Genomic DNA, 17669 nt, shown 5'->3' with positions numbered 1-17669 from the left:
TCATTTTTACAAATAGAATCTGTAACGTTTACAGACTATAATATATAATTTTTAATAATAATTACAATGCAAGAAGGCACCGTAAAATTTTTCAATGAAGCAAAAGGCTTCGGTTTTATTACTCCAGCAGATGGAAGTAAAGATATATTTGTACATTCTTCAGGATTAAACACAAGATCGATCCAGGAAAATGATAAAGTCGTTTTTGATGTACAAAAAAGTGATAAAGGTTTAAATGCTGTTAACGTTAAGTTAGCATAATTGAAATCTTAATTGCATAGATGTTAAATTAACATCTTTTGACATGTCAAGTCTCATATTTTTATATTTTTTACAATTCAACATCCATACACTTTAGTATCCGGATATATTGTTTGAAAAGACATTGATGTAAGTAGATTTTTTTTATTTTCATTATGTTCATTAGCCTCTTACTTTATGTGAGAGGTTTTTCGGGGATTCAAGAAGATTGATATCTGAAAAATAAAATATGAGACTTGATATGCAATCGTTACCGCATTCATTATAAATGCTGTACATATTTTAATCCCTTAAAAGGTCCAGGAAATAATATGATTGTTATCAATAATTTTGATGAGTACAAGGCTTGTGAAGGACAGATGATTGGAGATTCTGCCTGGCATATGATAGATCAGGAGCAGATCAACAGATTTGCAGATGCTACTTTAGACGATCAGTGGATCCATACAGATAAAGAAAGGGCAGAAAAAGAAGGCCCTTTTAAATCAACCATTGCTCATGGTTATCTGACCTTATCATTGATTCCTTATCTCTGGAAACAGATTGCCGATGTTCGCAATGTAAAAATGGAGATCAATTACGGGATCGAGAATCTTAAATTCGGAGACGCTGTGCCGGTAAACAGTGAGGTAAAGCTGCAGGCAATGGTAAAATCAGTAATCAACCTCAAGGGAACAGTAAAAGCAGTTGTTGAAGCCAAACTGCTCATTAAAGATCATATAAAACCTGCTTATACAGGAGATGTGGTTTTTCTTTATCATTTTTCCTGATACAAAATTTACACTGATAATTTTTAACTGATAATGCTCCATGCAATAAAAAAGTATCATTGAATTCAATGATACTTTTAAGTTTTTGCCACCTGTTCTATGGGTTGTTAAAAACGGCTGCCCCTGTGTTTTACAATGAAAGCACTATTTTACCCAATAAAGGTTTGTTGCGTTTTGAATCCTCCATCCTCTGATGGGCTTTTTGAACCTCTTCAATAGGGTAGATACTGTCTATAACGGGTTTTACCTGTCCGGTTTCTATCAATTGGGTAATATGATGAAGCTCGTCTCTGCTTTGTCTGGTAAAAACAAAATGATACGTTGCATTTTTTTCCCAGGCATGGATAAGGTTTTGTGGCTGTGCAATATCAACCAGCGTTACTACAGTACCATAATCAGCTAAAGCCAGAGGGCTGTCTGAGAGCGTAGTTCCTCCAACCGTATCGATAATGACATCAACACCTTTTCCCTGGGTGTAAGACTGTATTTCTTCAACCCAGTTTTCTTTTTGATGATCAATGACCACATCCGCTCCGAGATGCTGAAGCTTTTCGTGTAAAATGCTCTGCCCTGTTGTGTACACATAAGCACCTAGCGATTTAGCCACCTGTATAGCGAGTGAGCCAACACCACCTGCACCTCCGAGAATGAGAATACGGTCTCCTTTTTTTATCTGAGCCCTTACCACGAGCATTTCCCATACCGTTCCTCCAATAAGCGGAATCGCAGCGGCTTCCTCATAGCTGATGTTATCTGGCATTCCGGATAATGAGGATTCGTCGGTAATGTGATATTCTGCATAACTGCCCGGTCCGCCAAAACGTGGCGAATAATAGACCTTATCACCAGGTTGCCATTTTGTTACAGCTTCACCCACGGCAACAACATTACCCGCAATATCATGGCCGGTTGTGATAGGTAATTCAAATTGAGATGCGTAGTCTCCACGTCTTACCTGATAATCCAGAGGATTTACCGAAGTTGCCCTTACTTTTACTAATACCTGAGAAGAATTTGTTATAAAAGGAGCGGGACTTTCCGTTACCTCCAGAACTTCCGGTCCTCCGTAGTTTTTTATGACAATTGTTTTCATAATTAAATATTTCGCTTACTTTTTATTAGTTTAAGACCTGCATTTACTATTGAGGCAGTGTTCCCATAAATTCAAATATTTCGGCACCTATTTCTTCAGCGTTGGTTTCCAGCACAAAGTGCCCGGTATCATAAAATTTTAATTTTGCATTGGGAAGATCTTTTTTATAAGCTTCAGCTCCTGCAGGCAAAAAGTATGGATCTTTGTTTCCCCATACCAATAACATCTTTGGCTGATGTTTTCTGAAATATTCATGGAATTTGGGATATAAAGCTACATTGGTTCTGTAATCTTTCATTAAGTCCAGCTGGATCTCTATATTACCCGGTCTGTCAAGGAATTTCTGATCTAGGGTATACGATTCCGGTGCAATGAGAGAAGGATCAGAAACACCATGATAATATTGAAATTGGGTCGCTTCTTTAGAAACAAAGTCTTTCAATGCAAGGCGGTTTTCCTGTGAGGGATCTTTCCAGTATTTCTGTATAGGATTCCATTCCTTGCTTAATCCTTCTTCATAGGCGTTTCCGTTTTGGGAGACGATACCAGTGATCTTTTCAGGATTGTTCATGGCCAGGCGTAAGCCTACCGGAGCTCCATAATCAAAGATATAAACCGCAAAACGTTTCATTCCCAGTTTATCAATAAATGCCTGTACCGTTTCTGCAAGACGGTCAAAGGTGTATGAGAACTGCTGGTGATCCGGAGCATCAGAATAACCAAAACCAGGCAGATCTGGAGCGATGACATGGTATTTTTTACTCAAAATCGGGATCAGGTTTCTGAACATATGGGATGAAGTAGGGTATCCGTGCAGTAAAAGTATTGCAGGAGCATCAGTTGGGCCTGATTCTCTGTAAAATAGGTTTAGATCATTTACTTTAATGTTTCTGTAGTGGATAGGATGGTTTTCCATAATGTGATTGTTTAAAGTTAATTTTTGTTTGGATTGAGTCATGGTCATATTGCTCATCACTAAGCCAAGCGACAGGCTTGCAATTAATTGTCTTGAAATTGTTTTCATTGATTTTTTTGACAGTTCAAAATTAATACGGATATTTGATTACTGAAAACGATTAATTATAATCAATACAATCACTTTTAATGATTAGTTGAAATGAATATAAATGATTTAAAAATATTTGAAGCCGTTGCAGAAAGTGGAAGTTTTACCAAAGCCGCTTCCACGATGTTTACGGTTCAGTCGAATGTTACGGCAAGAATAAAAAGTCTTGAAGATGAGTTTGATACTAAGCTTTTTTCACGTACATCCAGGAAAGTAGAGCTTACTTCTGAAGGGATGATCCTGATGCAGTATTCTAAACAGATTCAGCATTTGGTGGAAGAAGCAAAGAACAATATTCTGAGCGGTGAAAATATAAGAGGATGTCTGAAAATAGGCTGTATAGAAACAACAATGGCTTTGAAAGTACCCGAGATCCTCAATACTTTTGACGAAAAATATCCCGGTATCGAGCTGGAGTTTAAATCTGATACAAGAGATGCCGTACTTTCCGGAGTTCTGGATTACAGGCTTGATGCTGCTTTCGTTTCCGCTCCCGTAAATGCCAAAGGACTGGAAAAGATCTGTATTAAAGAAGAGCAGCTTGTCATTCTTACCTCATCAAAAGGCCCGAACCTGCAAACCCTGATTGCGAACGAACCCCTGAAGATCGTCGTATTTGATGAGGGCTGTATTTTCAGAGAAAGATTAGAATCGTGGCTTAGCCATAAAGGAATTCTGAATTATAAAAGTACCACCCTGAATTCTATTGAGGGTGTGATTAATTTCGTAGAAGCAGGTTTGGGAATCAGCATACTGCCGGAAGAAATTGTCTCCAAATATTACGCAGGAAGAAACATTAAGACCTATGGCCTCAATAAGCAGCTGGGAACCATGAACACCATTCTTGTTTTCAGAAAAGACGGACCGCAGTCCAAAGCTTTGCAGTGCTTTATTGATATGCATGCGCAATTATTATGATCTATTACAATTTGTTTTTGATTTCAGGAAGCGTAATTTCTTTGTTATAGAGCAGATTAACTACATTTTTTATGAAATCCTCCTTTTTAATCCGTTCTCCATTGGTATTATAAGCGATGGAGAGATCTGCCTCTTTATTATAGATGAGAATAGCGTGTGATCCTAAGGTATCGCCGCCATGGCCGTAAAATGTAATGCCATTAAAGTCCCAGATTGCCATTCCTCTTCCCCAATTTTCCTTTCCCAATACAGGTTCCATCAGTTTCAGTGTTTCTTTTTTCAGAATGACATTATGGAATAAACTGTTGATGAAAATATTCAGATCATAAGGTGTTGAAGAGATATCACCCACGCCGATTACATTGAGAAAGTCTATTTCCTCTTTCAACATACTCCAGGAATTGTTTTCATAACGAAAAGGTGGGAATATGTTTTTTTGATTGGCTTTGAAAGGTATTAAATTTTTTAATTGGAGAGGATTTATAATTTCTGATTGAACGATCTTGTAAAACGATTTCTCATATTTTCTTTCGAGAATTTTCGTTAAAAGATAATAAGCAGAGTTAGAATATGCCACTTTTTCACCGGGCTCAAAACTCTTTCCCTGTTTGATGATCAAATCCATTATCTCTTTGTCCTTTACTTTTCCGGTAACCCATACTTCTCCATCTTTCACCACATAGCTTCCCAGCCCGCTGGTATGTTCCAATAAATTTTTAATGGTCATTTTATCAGAATTGGGAATCTCCGGATAAAACTCTGAAAGTTGAGTATTGAGATTCAGTTTGTTTTTTTCAATTAACCTGAAAATTAAAACGGCTGTAATCATTTTCGTAACAGAGCCTACCTGATATTTAGTATTCTTATTATAAGTTAATTCCGGGATATTTTTTTGTCCGAAATTTTTAGAATAAACCTCTTTACCATTTTTAAAAATAGATAAACTGCCCACTCCCAGATTATTCTTTTCAATATAACTGAAATAATGATCTAATTTTTCCGGGTTGATGGTTTGTGAAAAAAAATAATTGGAAATAAGAAGAAGCAGTAATGTAATTTTAATATTCATGATGAGCCTTTGTGGGTTAGTCATTCATAAAACAACCTTATGGGTAAGAATATTACATAGTATGATGTTTCTGCCCTCCAAAACTCACTTAAGTATTTAAAGCTCTTATGGTTTTATTTAAAAATTAAAGATCCTCAATTCGCCTACAAAGCTCTGCGATTAGACTACAATTTCAGGAAACAGGCTTTATAATTTTGCTTTGTCAATAAAACATTTAAAATTATGATACAACAAAATAGAATCTGGTTTATAACCGGAGCATCAAGAGGGTTCGGGCGCATCTGGACTGAAGCAGCGTTGGAACGTGGTGACAAAGTGGTAGCTACTGCAAGAAAACTGGAAAGCATCGCCGATTTTAAGGAGAAATACGGTGATAATGTACTTACTTTAGCACTGGATGTTACCCATCCTGAGCAGGTAAAAGAAGCCGTATATAAAGCCCATCAGCATTTCGGAAAACTGGATATAGTACTGAATAATGCCGGATATTCGCTGGTAGGAACCATAGAAGAGGCAGGTGCGGATGAAATCCGTGCTTTATATGAAACCAATATTTTAGGTCCTGTAAGTGTCATTCAGGCAGCGTTGCCGATCATGAGAGAACAGGGATACGGGCATATTCTGGGGACATCAAGCAATCTCGGACACGTTACATTGCCTGTCATTGGGTATTACAGTTCTTCCAAATGGGCTTTTGAAGCCATCCATGAGAGTCTTGCGGAAGAGATCAAACAATTCGGGATTAAAGTGACTATTATAGAACCTGGGGCCTATGCTACAGAATTCGGAAGTCAGGATTCCCTGAAATTTTCCCAGAATATGGAGGTGTACAATGACTTTAAGACAGAATTTATAAAGACCATTCAGTCTTATGAGAAAGGAGATCCTACAGCGACACCAGAAGCACTCTTCAAAGTGGTAGATGCTGAAAATCCACCGTTGCGTTTTCATCTGGGAAGCCATAACCTTCCTTTGGTGAAGTCTGTATATGCAGAAAGAATCAATCTTTGGGAAGCCTGGGATGAAGTTTCCAGTGCCGCGCAGGGATCATAATAAACTGTAACAACCGGTTATAAAATTATAGCCGGTTTTTCGTACCTTTAAAATACCATTTATGAAAAAGACAGATCAAACTCCATTCAAATTTGAATCGTTATCAGATGCCAGCCAGTTTTTCGGACTGCCAAAACCGAAGCATCCTCTCATTAGCTTAATGAATGGGGCACATAATCTGGTCGCTACTGATAAATTGTCTCAAAAACATGTTCTGAGTTTCTATAAGATCTCCTATAAACCCAAACTGGAAGGCAGAATAGAATACGGACAGGGCTACTACGATTTTAATGAAGGCGGACTGCTCTTTGCAGCACCCGGCCAGGTGATAGGAGGGAACGGGAACAGTGATACGGTGTGCTCACAATATTCTCTGCTCATTCATCCTGATTTCTTTTTAGGATATCCCATCGCCAGGAAGATCAGGCAATATGGTTTTTTCTCCTATTCCACAAAAGAAACGCTGCACCTTTCTGAAGAAGAGAAGAATACGGTTCTTTCTATTTTCAATTTTATTGAATCTGAACTCAACAGCCGTATTGATGACTTCAGCCATGATGTAATGATCTCTCAGATAGAACTGCTTCTGAACTATGCCAACCGTTTTTATAAGCGCCAGTTTATCACCCGTAAAGCAACCAGCAGCACTCTTTTGCAAAAATTTGAAGATTTGCTGGATGGATATTTTAAAGATGAAATGTCTCTTAATAAAGGAATACCTACGGTGAGTTATTTTGCAGAAAACCTCCATCTTTCACCCAGCTATTTAAGTGATATGCTGCGTTCCTTAACGGGGCAGAGTACCCAGCAGCATATTCATGATAAGCTAATCAGCCAAGCCAAAGAAATGCTTTCCACCACCAATCTGTCTGTGAGTGAAGTAGCGTATGCACTGGGGTTTGAGCATTCCCAGTCGTTCAGTAGTTTATTTAAAACCAAAACCAAACTTTCTCCATTAGAATTCAGGAAGTCTTTCAATTAACCTTTGCGGTACATAGGCTGCATTAATGATCGAGTCTGTAAATAAATTCCTCGATCTCGGTTTGTCTCTCATTGGCAAAGCCTTTATCTGTACCGGTTTTTACAAAACCACAGTTCTCACAGATTTTCACAGATGTTTGTGGTTTTATAATCTTTACCCCCTTCAGAAGTCCCTCGAGGCAGTATGATAAGGGGCTAGACCCTATCTGATAAAGGTCTCGAGCCCCTTATGTAACACCCTTTACCCCCTTACTCAAGGGGGTAAAGGCAGTTCGGAAGTCCCTGGAGAGGGTATGATAAGTGGGTAGAGCCCCTTAGATAACGGTCTGGAGGTAGTTTGTAGGTTTCAGGACATACTTATATCATTGTCAATATACACTTATCTAAGTGTCAGTAGACAGTTCTTTAAGTGGTCAGAACGACTAGGGAAGAAGCTGAAGCTATTTCTGTAAGTGGTTCCAGACACTTGAGTAAGTGTTGCCGATTAATTTTTAAGGGGGTATAAGAGGTTTATGAAAACGCTGAACCAATCTGGTTAATAATATTCAAATACTCTTTCTATTTTTTGTTGTATTGCTCCCTGATCATCTACTAATTCTTCATAAATGGAGTTGGCTTGCGGATCAAGTTTTACATTCTTATAAATGAGCTTAGATTTTTTTTGCTTAGTGCTATCTTCAAGAAGGGTTTCGCGTCTCATTTCATTGATGTAGGTGTAGAAAATAGTGCTGTTAACTGGGGTTTCAAAGAAATTTCCGGTTTCTTCTGTTTTTATAAGACGGCTATTTTTGTCGAAATAAAATAGCTTGCTAAGGGATATATTGTGAGCAGAATCATTTGAAACTCTTTTGTACAGAGAATCCGAAACTTTTTCAAAATAGCCTGTAGTTTCTATCTTCTTATTTCCAGGATTAAAGGCTTCAAAATAGCGTTTGGCTTTGTCTTTTGAATGGTAGGTGATGATTTTATTGATAGACCTTTCATGAGAAGATCCGCTTCCGATAGCATTGTAATATTCTATTTTTGTCAGAAAACCCTCTTTGTCATAATAGGAAATGTTTTTATAGATATTCTCCGGTGAATAAGTGATGATCTCTGTGATGGTTTTGGGATGCCCGAAATAGTTAGAAAACTGCAGGTCATTAATGATAGACTTTTCCTGACCACTTACAAGAGCATATAACAGAATAAACAGATAGCTAAGTTTTGCTTTCATATGGTAAATGTTGGGATGTTCTATAATTTGCGTTAAGTCTCAAATATAGGCAACTCTCTCCAATATTGGAAAATGGAACTGGCTTTTGTTTGAATAGAATCTCCTTACTGACTACAGATACAACAGTGCAATAGATTATTTCTTATGAAAAAGGATTTTTAGATTATGCTGTTGCTAGAATGTTTGATTTATAATAATAAAACCACACGAAAGATTCGTGTGGAGCGTTTAGTATTTTTTCCAGTAATATAAAATCAAAAGATTTTATTGTTTAACATTTTTATTTTTAACACCTTCTCTTAAAAGATCGACTAATTCAGAAACAACTTGTGGGTCATCCTTATATCTATCCAAATATTGAATTAGATCAGCATCTGTTTTATCAATATATTTTTCAAGTAATTTTCTGATTTGTACTGCCGTTTGCTTCTCTGGTATTTTAGGAGTAATTTTAAATCTTAACTTGGTTTCGTCTTTTATAGATAAATATGGTTCAAAAAATTTGAAATAACCTCTTCCAACTGCTCCTTGAAACATAAATAATTTTGGCCTCTTACTTCCACTTTTTAAGATTTGTGTTTTTGCAATACCGGGATAAGGATCTATGTAATAAATGTTTTTAATTCCTAATTGATATGCTTTTTTGGAACATAGTTCACATGGTGATGCTGTAGTAAATAAATTCCCACCTCTTAAAGGCTGTCCACCATATTTTGTAATTTGTAGCATTGCATTTTCTTCTGCATGTAAGGATCTAGTATGAACCTGATTATCTTTAGCTTCAAATTTATTATGATATTCTTTAAAACAGAAGGGACAACTGTGACCTTTTAAATCCTCTTTAAATTTTTCAACATCTTCAAATTTTTCTAATATAGTTTCTTTCACCTTTTCTTTAAAAGTTTTACCGTCATAATCTCCTTCATTTCTTTCATATTTAGTGAAAATATTCCTTTCATTTCCTTCAACTAAATCGGTCATACTTCTTAATGAGCATGGAGTTTGACCTTCGGGAACCTCGTTCCATCCTACAGCTTTTACAGAATAGAATTTATCTGTAACTATTGCACCAACCTGCCTCGAAATACAACCAGAATTATATTTTGAACTAAACGCTAGCTGCATACTTCTTTCAAAAGCATTTGGAGTGATGATCCCTGGTTTAAGTATTAAAGCAATTAATTTTAATAATTGAAATTCAAATGAGTAATATCGATTTTCATTTAAATCTTGATCATTAGGTTTAAAAACATAATATTCCGCTTTTTGAATACAGTTTTCAATATCTGGAGAATTAAAATCCCCATCTTTAAAAGCGTTAATCTTATAATGTGTTTCATCTAGATCTTGTAATGAATTTATAATATCTTTAATTTTTTCTTGCGTGAATGATTTGAGATTCTCGATCTTGTTTTTCAAATATTCGTTGGCAATTTTTGGATCACTGTTTGATGATATTAGATAAAATCCAGAGTATCTTTCTTTAAAATAATTTATTTCAAGTGAGTTTTTTAAGGAATCAATTATTAACCTTGATTGACCATCTTCCTTTTTGTTAACTTTAATTATTTGTTTAATAATTTCAGCAACTGTGTATATATTTTTGGAATCTTGAACTTTATTAAAGAAAATCCCGCCATTTCCTCTTAGATTAATTGCTGCATCTTGTAAGAAAAGTTGTCTTGCCAATGGTTCTTTTTTGTCAATTATTAAAAAAAAATCTTGACAAAATTTAAAATAATCACCAAAAAATAATGTATTGAATTGTTCAGTATCTAAAGGATCTTCGCCACATTTATTATCGATATCATAAATATTAACCTTTCGATCATTTAATTTAAAAATATTTTGAAAATTTTGCAAAATATCTTTTTTCGCAGCTAGAAATGGTGTAATGTCAGTTTTTATTATTGATCTCGTCTTATCTTCTTCTCCTATTCTTGGTGTTTTAATTTTATCGCTATCAAATATTTTACTAAATACTTCAATTATTTTGTCTTCTTTAATATCATTAAAATTATCTGTCACATTTGCTAATTCAGATATTAGGTATAGTAAGATAACATTTTGATATTTTATCACTTTAAATGGAACCCACTTATTATTATCATTAGTTACAAAATCCCTACAAATTTTAATTTTTTGTTTTTCATTAATATTAACATTTGGAATGTCAAAATTTATGAATGGGTTTTCCTCTTTTGTCAGTAAATCAACAATATCATTACAACCTCCTCCCGTTCTTCCTGTAAGACCTAATACTATAAAATTCTCTCTTAAACTGTAAAAATTATCTAAACTCATATCTTGTTTTGTGTAATTTATTAGTAAATAATTGTTTAACTATGGATTTGTGGTTTTATGGATTTTCGTAAAAACACTCTTTTTTATCACTATTATTTTTTTAAGTCTTTGCTTTCGAAATAATTTAGAATATTTCATTTTCAATTATGACTAATTGAAAGTGACCAATATATCATCACCAAATGTTCCTTTTTTAGGTGGTTTACCTGTTTTTGATATGGCGGTGATTTTTTTATCATCATAAAGTTCCTTTAACGCATCTTTATAATTTTTGCTAATGAAAGGTGTATCAACATTATGACTTTCATAAACTTCCTTCATTGTCATAGTTTTTCCAGAAAAATTTTTGCAGATGTCATCTTTTAAAGTATTTAGTGATCGTGATAATTTAAAAAGTAGCATTTGCTGTGGTAAGAAATCGGCAGGATCATATTCAAACGAAGGTACACCTTCCTCATTACTTGTGCTCTCTTTTGCCATAATTCCCTTCATGGTTTCGTAACCTTTAAAATTTTTACTTACAAAAATTAAATGATGACTAGTTCTCTTTCCTTTTGCATCTCTAAATCTAAATGGTAAAACATACCTAGAACCATATTCTTTTAAGGCATTACATAATTCTTCAATAATAAGTAGTTCCTTTTCCTCGGGAGTCTTATTTTGTAAATTAGTACGTAGCTCATCACATCTATCCGAACCAAATAATGCATCCATATGAGCTTTTACATTTCTATTATTTAAACCCATATTAATTCTATTATAGTTAAAAAAGAATATAGCATCACATCCCCAATCCTTTACCACAGAATTGACTAACCTTAATGATAAACCTTTATACCCCCACGGATCAACAAAGAAAAGAGTTGGAATTAATGACATATTTTCAAATTTTGAAACTATGTTTTGACCTACTTCTTCATTCCATACTTTTGGTTGATAAGTTAAAGTTTTAATATTTTCAATTTCATTAATTGTATTTTCTAGTTCTTTTGAATTATCCTCATTTTTATCATTAAAAATTGTTACTAATCTTGTACGAAGATCATCATCTTGTACTGCACTATTTAGAATTTTTGTAGGGGTTGAAATTGTTCCATCTTTATATCTTCCTGGGCCAGCAAAAAGATCAATATATGCAACTTTTTGAGCATTCCTCGGATATTTTTTCTGTGTATTAATAATAATTTTCGCCCAAACAATAAAATATTTAGAAACAATAGTTGATTTTATGAGCGATTGCTCTTTTTGTTCATTAAAAAAATTATTTGCTGACATAATAATGATAGGTGATTTATTTTTTAATTAATGAATACTATGATCTTTTTGGCATCTCATCATAAGTTTTACCATTTAATAATCTTCCAGCTGCTTTTTTATTTTTACCACCCCATTGTTTAAAGAAAAATGCGATACCATATTTTTCGCATTGTTTTTGAATATCAATGACCCATTCAGTTTTCATAGGCCTCGGTCTATGACCACTTTCTCCACCAACGATTACCCAATCTATATTCAACAGGTCCAGATTTTCTAGAGGGCCAATTAAAGGTTCTAACGAGAGAAATTTTACACAAGCATTGATTTGTTGAAGATAATCTATTCTGTGAGTAACATCTTTGTTTTCTACGGAAACCCCCATCCAAATATTACGTGTCCATATTAATTCTGAATGAATTTCAAAAAGACGTTCTGCTCTCTTTGTTAGAACTTGAAAAATGTGTTGAGGGTTATCATTCATTACTTTAAAGACATCTTTGATAAATGAATCTGAAATATCTTCGTGAAATAAATCGCTCATAGAATTTACGAAAACAATTTTAGGATTTTTCCATAAGTACGGTACATTCAAAGCTATTGGATGCTCTCTTATTATTTTAAAGCCATCCTTATATTTTTCCTGCCCCATAGCTTTTAACCTGCGAGTCATAATCTCTGCATAGCAGAATTTGCATCCCTGTGAAATTTTTGTGCACCCTGTTGTAGGATTCCATGTCATTTCTGTCCATTCTATAGATGATTGTGCCATTAGATTAATTAAAATTTAGAATGCAGTTTTTTGATATTAAGACGGATTTTCTATGATTAACTTTATCTGTAAATATAACTTTCATTTTATTTATTTCAACTAGTTTACGTAAGGCTTTTGTATAATGATTTCTACTATAAAGCCCACTTATTTGGTGCTCTTCGAAAAGCTCATAACTGCTTAGCTTTTTACCTTTATATTTTTCAAGTAATATTTCAACTAGTATGGCGATATTTGTTTGATCATCATCAAATAGCTCGTTTATTTCTGCTCCATACTTTTTTGCGTCGAAAGTGTATGTGTTAATCCCATCGAAAATCGTCCCCACGTTTGCAAAGTCGTTATAAATTGTTTTTATTAGATCATAACCTCTTGATCCTTTTGTGATATGAAGTATATAATGACTTGTTGCATCTGAATCTTCTTCTTGAAATTTGAATGCTGTGTAAAAAACATTTTGTCCTAAATGAGTTTTGTATTCTTCTCCTAAGCGCTCAATTATTAAATTCAATTTTTCTGGAACTGTTGATTTAAATCTTCTATCTGCTCTTAAATTATTAAACGTTGTGGGAAATAAATCTTTCATTAGTTCTTCAAATTTGTTGTTTTCAAGAGCTGGATGAATTCTTTTAGTATTGACAAAAATAAAAATTTCATTACCCCAGTTTTTTAAAAACTCTGCAAGGACTAATGTTTCAATACCTTTGTACCCAAAAGGATCAATAAATAATAAAGATGGATAATCATTTTTTGATTTTCTTCTATTTCCTGAATGCGTATTTTGTATCAAAAATTGAGTTATCTCTTTACTTTCCCCAACTGTACTTTTCCCAAAATGAACTTTTTTTTTGAATGTTCCTGTAGGGAATTCTTTATAAAAATTTATTTTTAGGCTTCCATGATAAAAGTTATCATTAAAAACTAGCTTAACATTTTCCCTAAGTAAGTCAATTTTGCTACAATGTCTTCCTATTAAAATTGGTGTAGACGCATTTCCATCCTCATAAAAACCAGGACCTGCGAATAAATCTATATATCGTACCTGTTTTGGCAGATATCTGCTTGTAATGATATTACAATAGCTGGGAAAATATTCTGATATTATATTTGCTTTAATTTTTGATGAAATGGTTTGGGTTTCAAAAAAATAGTTTTCTTTCATAAATCTATTGTGTTTGTTTGATATTAATGAAGATTTATTAGCAAAAAATCAAATATAACATTCTTGTATTAAAGAATGTTACGGATTTCCGTAAATAACAAAAATAAAAATAACTTTAAAGTTTTAAATCAGTATTTTCACGGAAATTTTAAAGTTTTCAAATAAAAAGCCTTTAAAATTTGGACATAAAAAAATCCCAACTCTCGTAAGGATCTATTCATTTATAAGTTTAAAGAAATCAGATAAACTAATTTTTCGTGCTTCACATATTTTAAAAAGTGTTTCAATAGGGATTCTATACGTTTTTTCACTTTTAATTTTTCTAATGGTACTTTCTTCTACACCATGATTTTTTGCAAAAGAAGTTTGTGACTTGCCTTCCTGAAGCCAAGGTATCAACCATTTCTTTGTAATGTATGAACAAATTTTCTCGTTTATATCTGTCATAGAAACAAATCAAGTAATTAAATAATAAAAAAGCGCGGTCGATCGACCGTAATTGAAATTCTTTTATTACATTTATAAAAAAATACAAACATGAAAAAGACAAGCACACATTTTGAACCTCAGCTTTGGAAAGGTGGTAAGAAGCGCGCCGGGTTACAGCTGATGGAGAACTTTTTCCGGTTCAATGAGTTGGCAGCCTCCAAAGAGAAGTTAAATAGCATTATGAATTACGCCGTAAAGCGAAATAGCTGGATCAAGGAAGATCCGTCGGTAGTCTTTCAGTTTCATCAGGCAGTGCGGTCGTTTGTCCGTGCGGGCTACCTCATCCATTTGGAAGGAAAGAAATGGGTGGCTGATACTGCGGTAGAAAATCCTTCTCCATTATTTCTAGGCCTGCTTTCGGAGAAAGAATACCATAATCCTCTGCTGGTCTTTAAAAAAGCATTCAAAGAATACAGCGTCAAAGAGTTTGATTATTTTATGTCTGGGATTGTTTATTTCTCAATGGGAGCCTACGATAAGCTTCCGGAAACAAATCTGGTTAACCCATATATCCACCTGCTGAAAATGCTGGATGCTGCACACCTTATTTTGGAAAGGAGAGGGAGGTAGAAGCGGGGAGCGGGGGGCTGAAAGAGTGAAGCTGCTATGTTTGCAGGTATTGGTCACCAACATACAATGATGTTTTTTAACTGAAAAAGAGAAAACTCCTGAAGCAGAGCATAATACTGATAATATTCTTTGTATTTTTAGTACCGCAACAAAGGTGAAGGAAACATCAAAACTGGCTTTGTAAAAATCAAATGTTATTATTCCTGAAGTTGTCAATATGGTAAACAAATAGAAAATGAACGGCAAAATAATACAATCCATCTTGGGTTTTTCTTTTACTTTATTTCTTCTTTCCTGTTCGGGAACAAAGAATGTTGTTGAGGTTGAAAAGGTAAAAAGGGATTCACTCTATACAGAAATTCAACGGATCGGTTTGGAAGCAGCCAGAAATAGCAATGTTCCCGGGGTAGCCATAGCTGTGATTCAGAATGGAAAAATAGTGTGGACACAATGTATAGGGTTTGCTGATAAAGAAAATCAGAAGCCGGTAACCACAGAAACTATTTTTAATGTGGGTTCTGTTTCCAAAATGGTATCTGCATGGGGATTTATGCAGCTCACAGAAAAAGGGCTTGTAAACCTGGATGATCCTGTAAATGACTATCTGACCCGCTGGAAACTGCCTGCTTCCCAATATGATATATCAAAAGTGACCTTAAGGCGTATTCTCAGCCATACAGCAGGACTTTCGGTACATGGGTATGGAGGTTCTGAACAAGGAACAAAATTGTTGAGTCTGGAAGAATCCCTTTCCGGAATGACCAAAAGAAATGGGGAAAGCGTGCGTTTGATCAGTGAGCCGGGAACAAAATGGGAGTACTCGGGTGGCGGCTATACATTGGCACAGCTGATGCTCGAAGAAAGAACGAAGGAGAAATTTGCAGATTATATGAAGAAGAACGTATTCAAACCTTTAGGATTGAATCATACTACCTATGAATGGACAGAAGAAATGATGAAAAACTCTGCAACAGCTTATGATGCTTCCGGTAAACCCATAAAGAACAGAATATTTACAGAACAGGCTGCTGCAGGGCTGCAGACAACAGTGTTGGACCTGGCACATTTCGCAGAACTGTCATTAAACTATGAGCCCAACCAACTGCACAAAGTGTTGAAACCATCAACCGTACAATTGATGGAAAAATCTGTTTTGCCATTTTCCGATAAAGGAAAGAGTGGCCTTGGATATCGTTTTATGTATTATGAGGAGCTTGAAACAGTAGGACATACCGGAGAGAATGAAGGCTGGAGTGCTGGCCTGTTTATGCATTTGCCCACAAAGAGCAGTATTGTGATTCTCTGTAATGGGTCCAATGGAGACCGTGTTTGGTTTCCTGTCTATCAGAGCTGGGCAAAAAGAATAAAAGCAAACTGAAGCAGAATATTACAATGAAAAATCCAGAAAAGTGTTTTCTGGATTTTTGTATGATGGCTTAGGAGGTTTATTTCAGGACTTTCTCGTAGATCTCATTCAGCAGGTTTTGTCTCATTTTAGAATTTCTTTGATTTAAAAGGATAATTATGCCCCATTTTTTTGCTCTGTTGTAGCAGATGATGGAAGATTGGCCCATAGAATCACCGGACTTCAGGTAAATGGTATTCTGATCATCAGTACTAATCGTAAGGCCGAGTCCCATTTCTCTTTTTTCATCCTTATAGTAGAGCTTTTCGGTGAGCATTGCGGCTTCAGATATTGGATTTCCGCTGGTGAGAACTGCTTTCAGATACGTGAGCATATCCGAAGCATTTGATTTTACCAATCCTGCCGATGCGGTAATGTTCCACTTGAAAAATTCCTGAACACCACCATTGGGATTATAACCTGCTGTGATATTCCTTACATTGAAATCCTTTGTCAAGGTGTTGGTCATCTGCAGAGGAGTGATTATTTTTTCACGAATTACTTCATCATAGCTTTTACCGTACACCTTTTCCAGTATCTGTCCCAGCAGTGTATAACCAATCGTAGAATAGCGGTATTTGCCATAATCAATAAGTTCATTGCAGTTGTTGACAATGGAAGTCAGGGTTTTTTCTGTGACATTGCTTACAGGCTGCTGCGGATTTAATTCTATTAATTTAGCAAAATCTATATCTGGCAGGCCGGATTGATGAGAAGCCAGATCTGAAATTTTGATTTTGTTTTTGAGGTTTTTCTGTAAAATATAACCTTTAGGCAGATAATTATCAATATAATCCTCTGGCTTTAGCTTGTTCTCAATAACGGCCTGGGCTATTAAATTGGACGTCAGAATTTTAGTAATAGAAGCAATTTCAAATATGGAATTCTTATTAATATCAACAGGACTTTCTTTGCTCAGTTTTCCATAAGCCGTATAATATTCTTCATCATTGCTGATAAACCCCACACTGATTGCTACGTCCAGATTTTTCTGATAATTGTCTTTGATAATTGATTCTATTTTTTGGGAAATGTTCTGTCCAAAAGTAAAAGTACTCATCAGTAATAGTACTGCTAAAAAGGTAAATGAAGTTTTCATTGTATCGTTATTTTAATGATTAAAAATGATTTCGATACAAAGATGTGGAAGTGCTTACCTCTACGCGACCGAATAAAAGTATTCGGCCTCATTGGCCTGGAAAAATGCGTTCGGGTAATGTAAGATGCAAGTACGAGTAATTACAAGGTGTTGTTTTGTAGTAGGTTACGATATTGTATAAGTGTGT

17 protein-coding genes are annotated in these 17669 nt (G+C 34.9%); 7 read left to right on the top strand and 10 right to left on the bottom strand.

Annotated elements, in window-relative coordinates; translation table 11 throughout:
- Positions 1-66: 66 nt before the first annotated feature.
- Together CHRYMOREF3P_RS06125 and CHRYMOREF3P_RS06120 are read left to right on the top strand one after the other, a co-directional pair.
- On the top strand, positions 67-261 hold the full coding sequence (locus tag CHRYMOREF3P_RS06125; RefSeq protein WP_077418640.1) for a cold-shock protein: 195 nt from the start codon (positions 67-69) through the stop codon (positions 259-261).
- A gap of 311 nt (positions 262-572) precedes the next feature.
- Positions 573-1031, top strand: coding sequence for a MaoC family dehydratase (locus tag CHRYMOREF3P_RS06120; RefSeq protein ID WP_077418641.1), 459 nt, complete (start codon positions 573-575; stop codon positions 1029-1031).
- A 130-nt stretch (positions 1032-1161) separates the two neighbouring features.
- On the opposite strand, the gene CHRYMOREF3P_RS06115 is transcribed toward CHRYMOREF3P_RS06120, so the two are convergent.
- Both CHRYMOREF3P_RS06115 and CHRYMOREF3P_RS06110 read right to left on the bottom strand, forming a co-directional pair.
- Positions 1162-2124 carry a zinc-binding dehydrogenase gene (locus tag CHRYMOREF3P_RS06115; RefSeq protein ID WP_180564122.1) on the bottom strand — a complete coding sequence of 321 codons (963 nt, stop codon included), beginning with the start codon at positions 2122-2124 and terminating at the stop codon, positions 1162-1164.
- Positions 2125-2170: 46 nt separating this feature from the next.
- Positions 2171-3148 carry an alpha/beta fold hydrolase gene (locus CHRYMOREF3P_RS06110; protein ID WP_077418643.1) on the bottom strand — a complete coding sequence of 326 codons (978 nt, stop codon included), beginning with the start codon at positions 3146-3148 and terminating at the stop codon, positions 2171-2173.
- A gap of 93 nt (positions 3149-3241) precedes the next feature.
- Between CHRYMOREF3P_RS06110 and CHRYMOREF3P_RS06105 the strand changes: the two genes are divergently transcribed.
- On the top strand, positions 3242-4108 hold the full coding sequence (locus CHRYMOREF3P_RS06105; RefSeq protein WP_077418644.1) for a LysR family transcriptional regulator: 867 nt from the start codon (positions 3242-3244) through the stop codon (positions 4106-4108).
- A gap of 4 nt (positions 4109-4112) precedes the next feature.
- Here CHRYMOREF3P_RS06105 and CHRYMOREF3P_RS06100 read toward each other — a convergent pair whose 3' ends face one another.
- Complete coding sequence (locus CHRYMOREF3P_RS06100; protein ID WP_180564121.1) at positions 4113-5177, bottom strand: serine hydrolase domain-containing protein; 1065 nt, start codon at positions 5175-5177, stop codon at positions 4113-4115.
- Positions 5178-5399: 222 nt separating this feature from the next.
- Between CHRYMOREF3P_RS06100 and CHRYMOREF3P_RS06095 the strand changes: the two genes are divergently transcribed.
- Positions 5400-6230 carry an SDR family NAD(P)-dependent oxidoreductase gene (locus CHRYMOREF3P_RS06095; RefSeq protein WP_180564120.1) on the top strand — a complete coding sequence of 277 codons (831 nt, stop codon included), beginning with the start codon at positions 5400-5402 and terminating at the stop codon, positions 6228-6230.
- A 61-nt stretch (positions 6231-6291) separates the two neighbouring features.
- Positions 6292-7212, top strand: a complete 921-nt coding sequence (locus CHRYMOREF3P_RS06090; RefSeq protein WP_047388223.1) for a helix-turn-helix domain-containing protein — start codon at positions 6292-6294, stop codon at positions 7210-7212.
- A 534-nt stretch (positions 7213-7746) separates the two neighbouring features.
- Here CHRYMOREF3P_RS06090 and CHRYMOREF3P_RS06085 read toward each other — a convergent pair.
- The 6 genes from CHRYMOREF3P_RS06085 to CHRYMOREF3P_RS06060 all read right to left on the bottom strand — a co-directional run bounded on the left by CHRYMOREF3P_RS06085 (position 7747) and on the right by CHRYMOREF3P_RS06060 (position 14366).
- Positions 7747-8427, bottom strand: a complete 681-nt coding sequence (locus tag CHRYMOREF3P_RS06085; RefSeq protein ID WP_077418648.1) for a hypothetical protein — start codon at positions 8425-8427, stop codon at positions 7747-7749.
- Between the two features lie 264 nt (positions 8428-8691).
- Positions 8692-10731: a hypothetical protein gene (locus tag CHRYMOREF3P_RS24145; protein WP_077418649.1), complete on the bottom strand. Its 2040-nt coding sequence runs from the start codon at positions 10729-10731 to the stop codon at positions 8692-8694.
- A 150-nt stretch (positions 10732-10881) separates the two neighbouring features.
- A complete protein-coding gene (locus CHRYMOREF3P_RS06075; RefSeq protein ID WP_077418650.1) occupies positions 10882-12006 on the bottom strand; it encodes a three-Cys-motif partner protein TcmP in 1125 nt (374 codons plus the stop codon).
- Between the two features lie 37 nt (positions 12007-12043).
- Positions 12044-12757 carry a DUF5131 family protein gene (locus tag CHRYMOREF3P_RS06070; RefSeq protein ID WP_077418651.1) on the bottom strand — a complete coding sequence of 238 codons (714 nt, stop codon included), beginning with the start codon at positions 12755-12757 and terminating at the stop codon, positions 12044-12046.
- A 4-nt stretch (positions 12758-12761) separates the two neighbouring features.
- Positions 12762-13919, bottom strand: a complete 1158-nt coding sequence (tcmP, locus tag CHRYMOREF3P_RS06065; protein WP_077418652.1) for a three-Cys-motif partner protein TcmP — start codon at positions 13917-13919, stop codon at positions 12762-12764.
- A gap of 213 nt (positions 13920-14132) precedes the next feature.
- The gene (locus CHRYMOREF3P_RS06060) at positions 14133-14366 is read right to left on the bottom strand and encodes a helix-turn-helix domain-containing protein (protein WP_077418653.1); all 234 of its coding nucleotides are present in this window, start codon (positions 14364-14366) and stop codon (positions 14133-14135) included.
- Positions 14367-14456: 90 nt separating this feature from the next.
- Between CHRYMOREF3P_RS06060 and CHRYMOREF3P_RS06055 the strand changes: the two genes are divergently transcribed.
- Positions 14457-14978, top strand: coding sequence for a hypothetical protein (locus CHRYMOREF3P_RS06055; RefSeq protein ID WP_077418654.1), 522 nt, complete (start codon positions 14457-14459; stop codon positions 14976-14978).
- Positions 14979-15213: 235 nt separating this feature from the next.
- Positions 15214-16356 carry a serine hydrolase domain-containing protein gene (locus CHRYMOREF3P_RS06050; RefSeq protein WP_077418655.1) on the top strand — a complete coding sequence of 381 codons (1143 nt, stop codon included), beginning with the start codon at positions 15214-15216 and terminating at the stop codon, positions 16354-16356.
- A gap of 67 nt (positions 16357-16423) precedes the next feature.
- Here CHRYMOREF3P_RS06050 and CHRYMOREF3P_RS06045 read toward each other — a convergent pair whose 3' ends face one another.
- Entirely contained in the window at positions 16424-17482 is a 1059-nt protein-coding gene (locus tag CHRYMOREF3P_RS06045) for a serine hydrolase domain-containing protein (RefSeq protein ID WP_180564119.1), read from the bottom strand.
- Positions 17483-17669: the final 187 nt, after the last annotated feature.

The organism is Chryseobacterium sp. JV274, from assembly GCF_903969135.1.
Taxonomy (GTDB): domain Bacteria; phylum Bacteroidota; class Bacteroidia; order Flavobacteriales; family Weeksellaceae; genus Chryseobacterium.
This window is presented reverse-complemented; position numbering and strand designations above follow the sequence as displayed.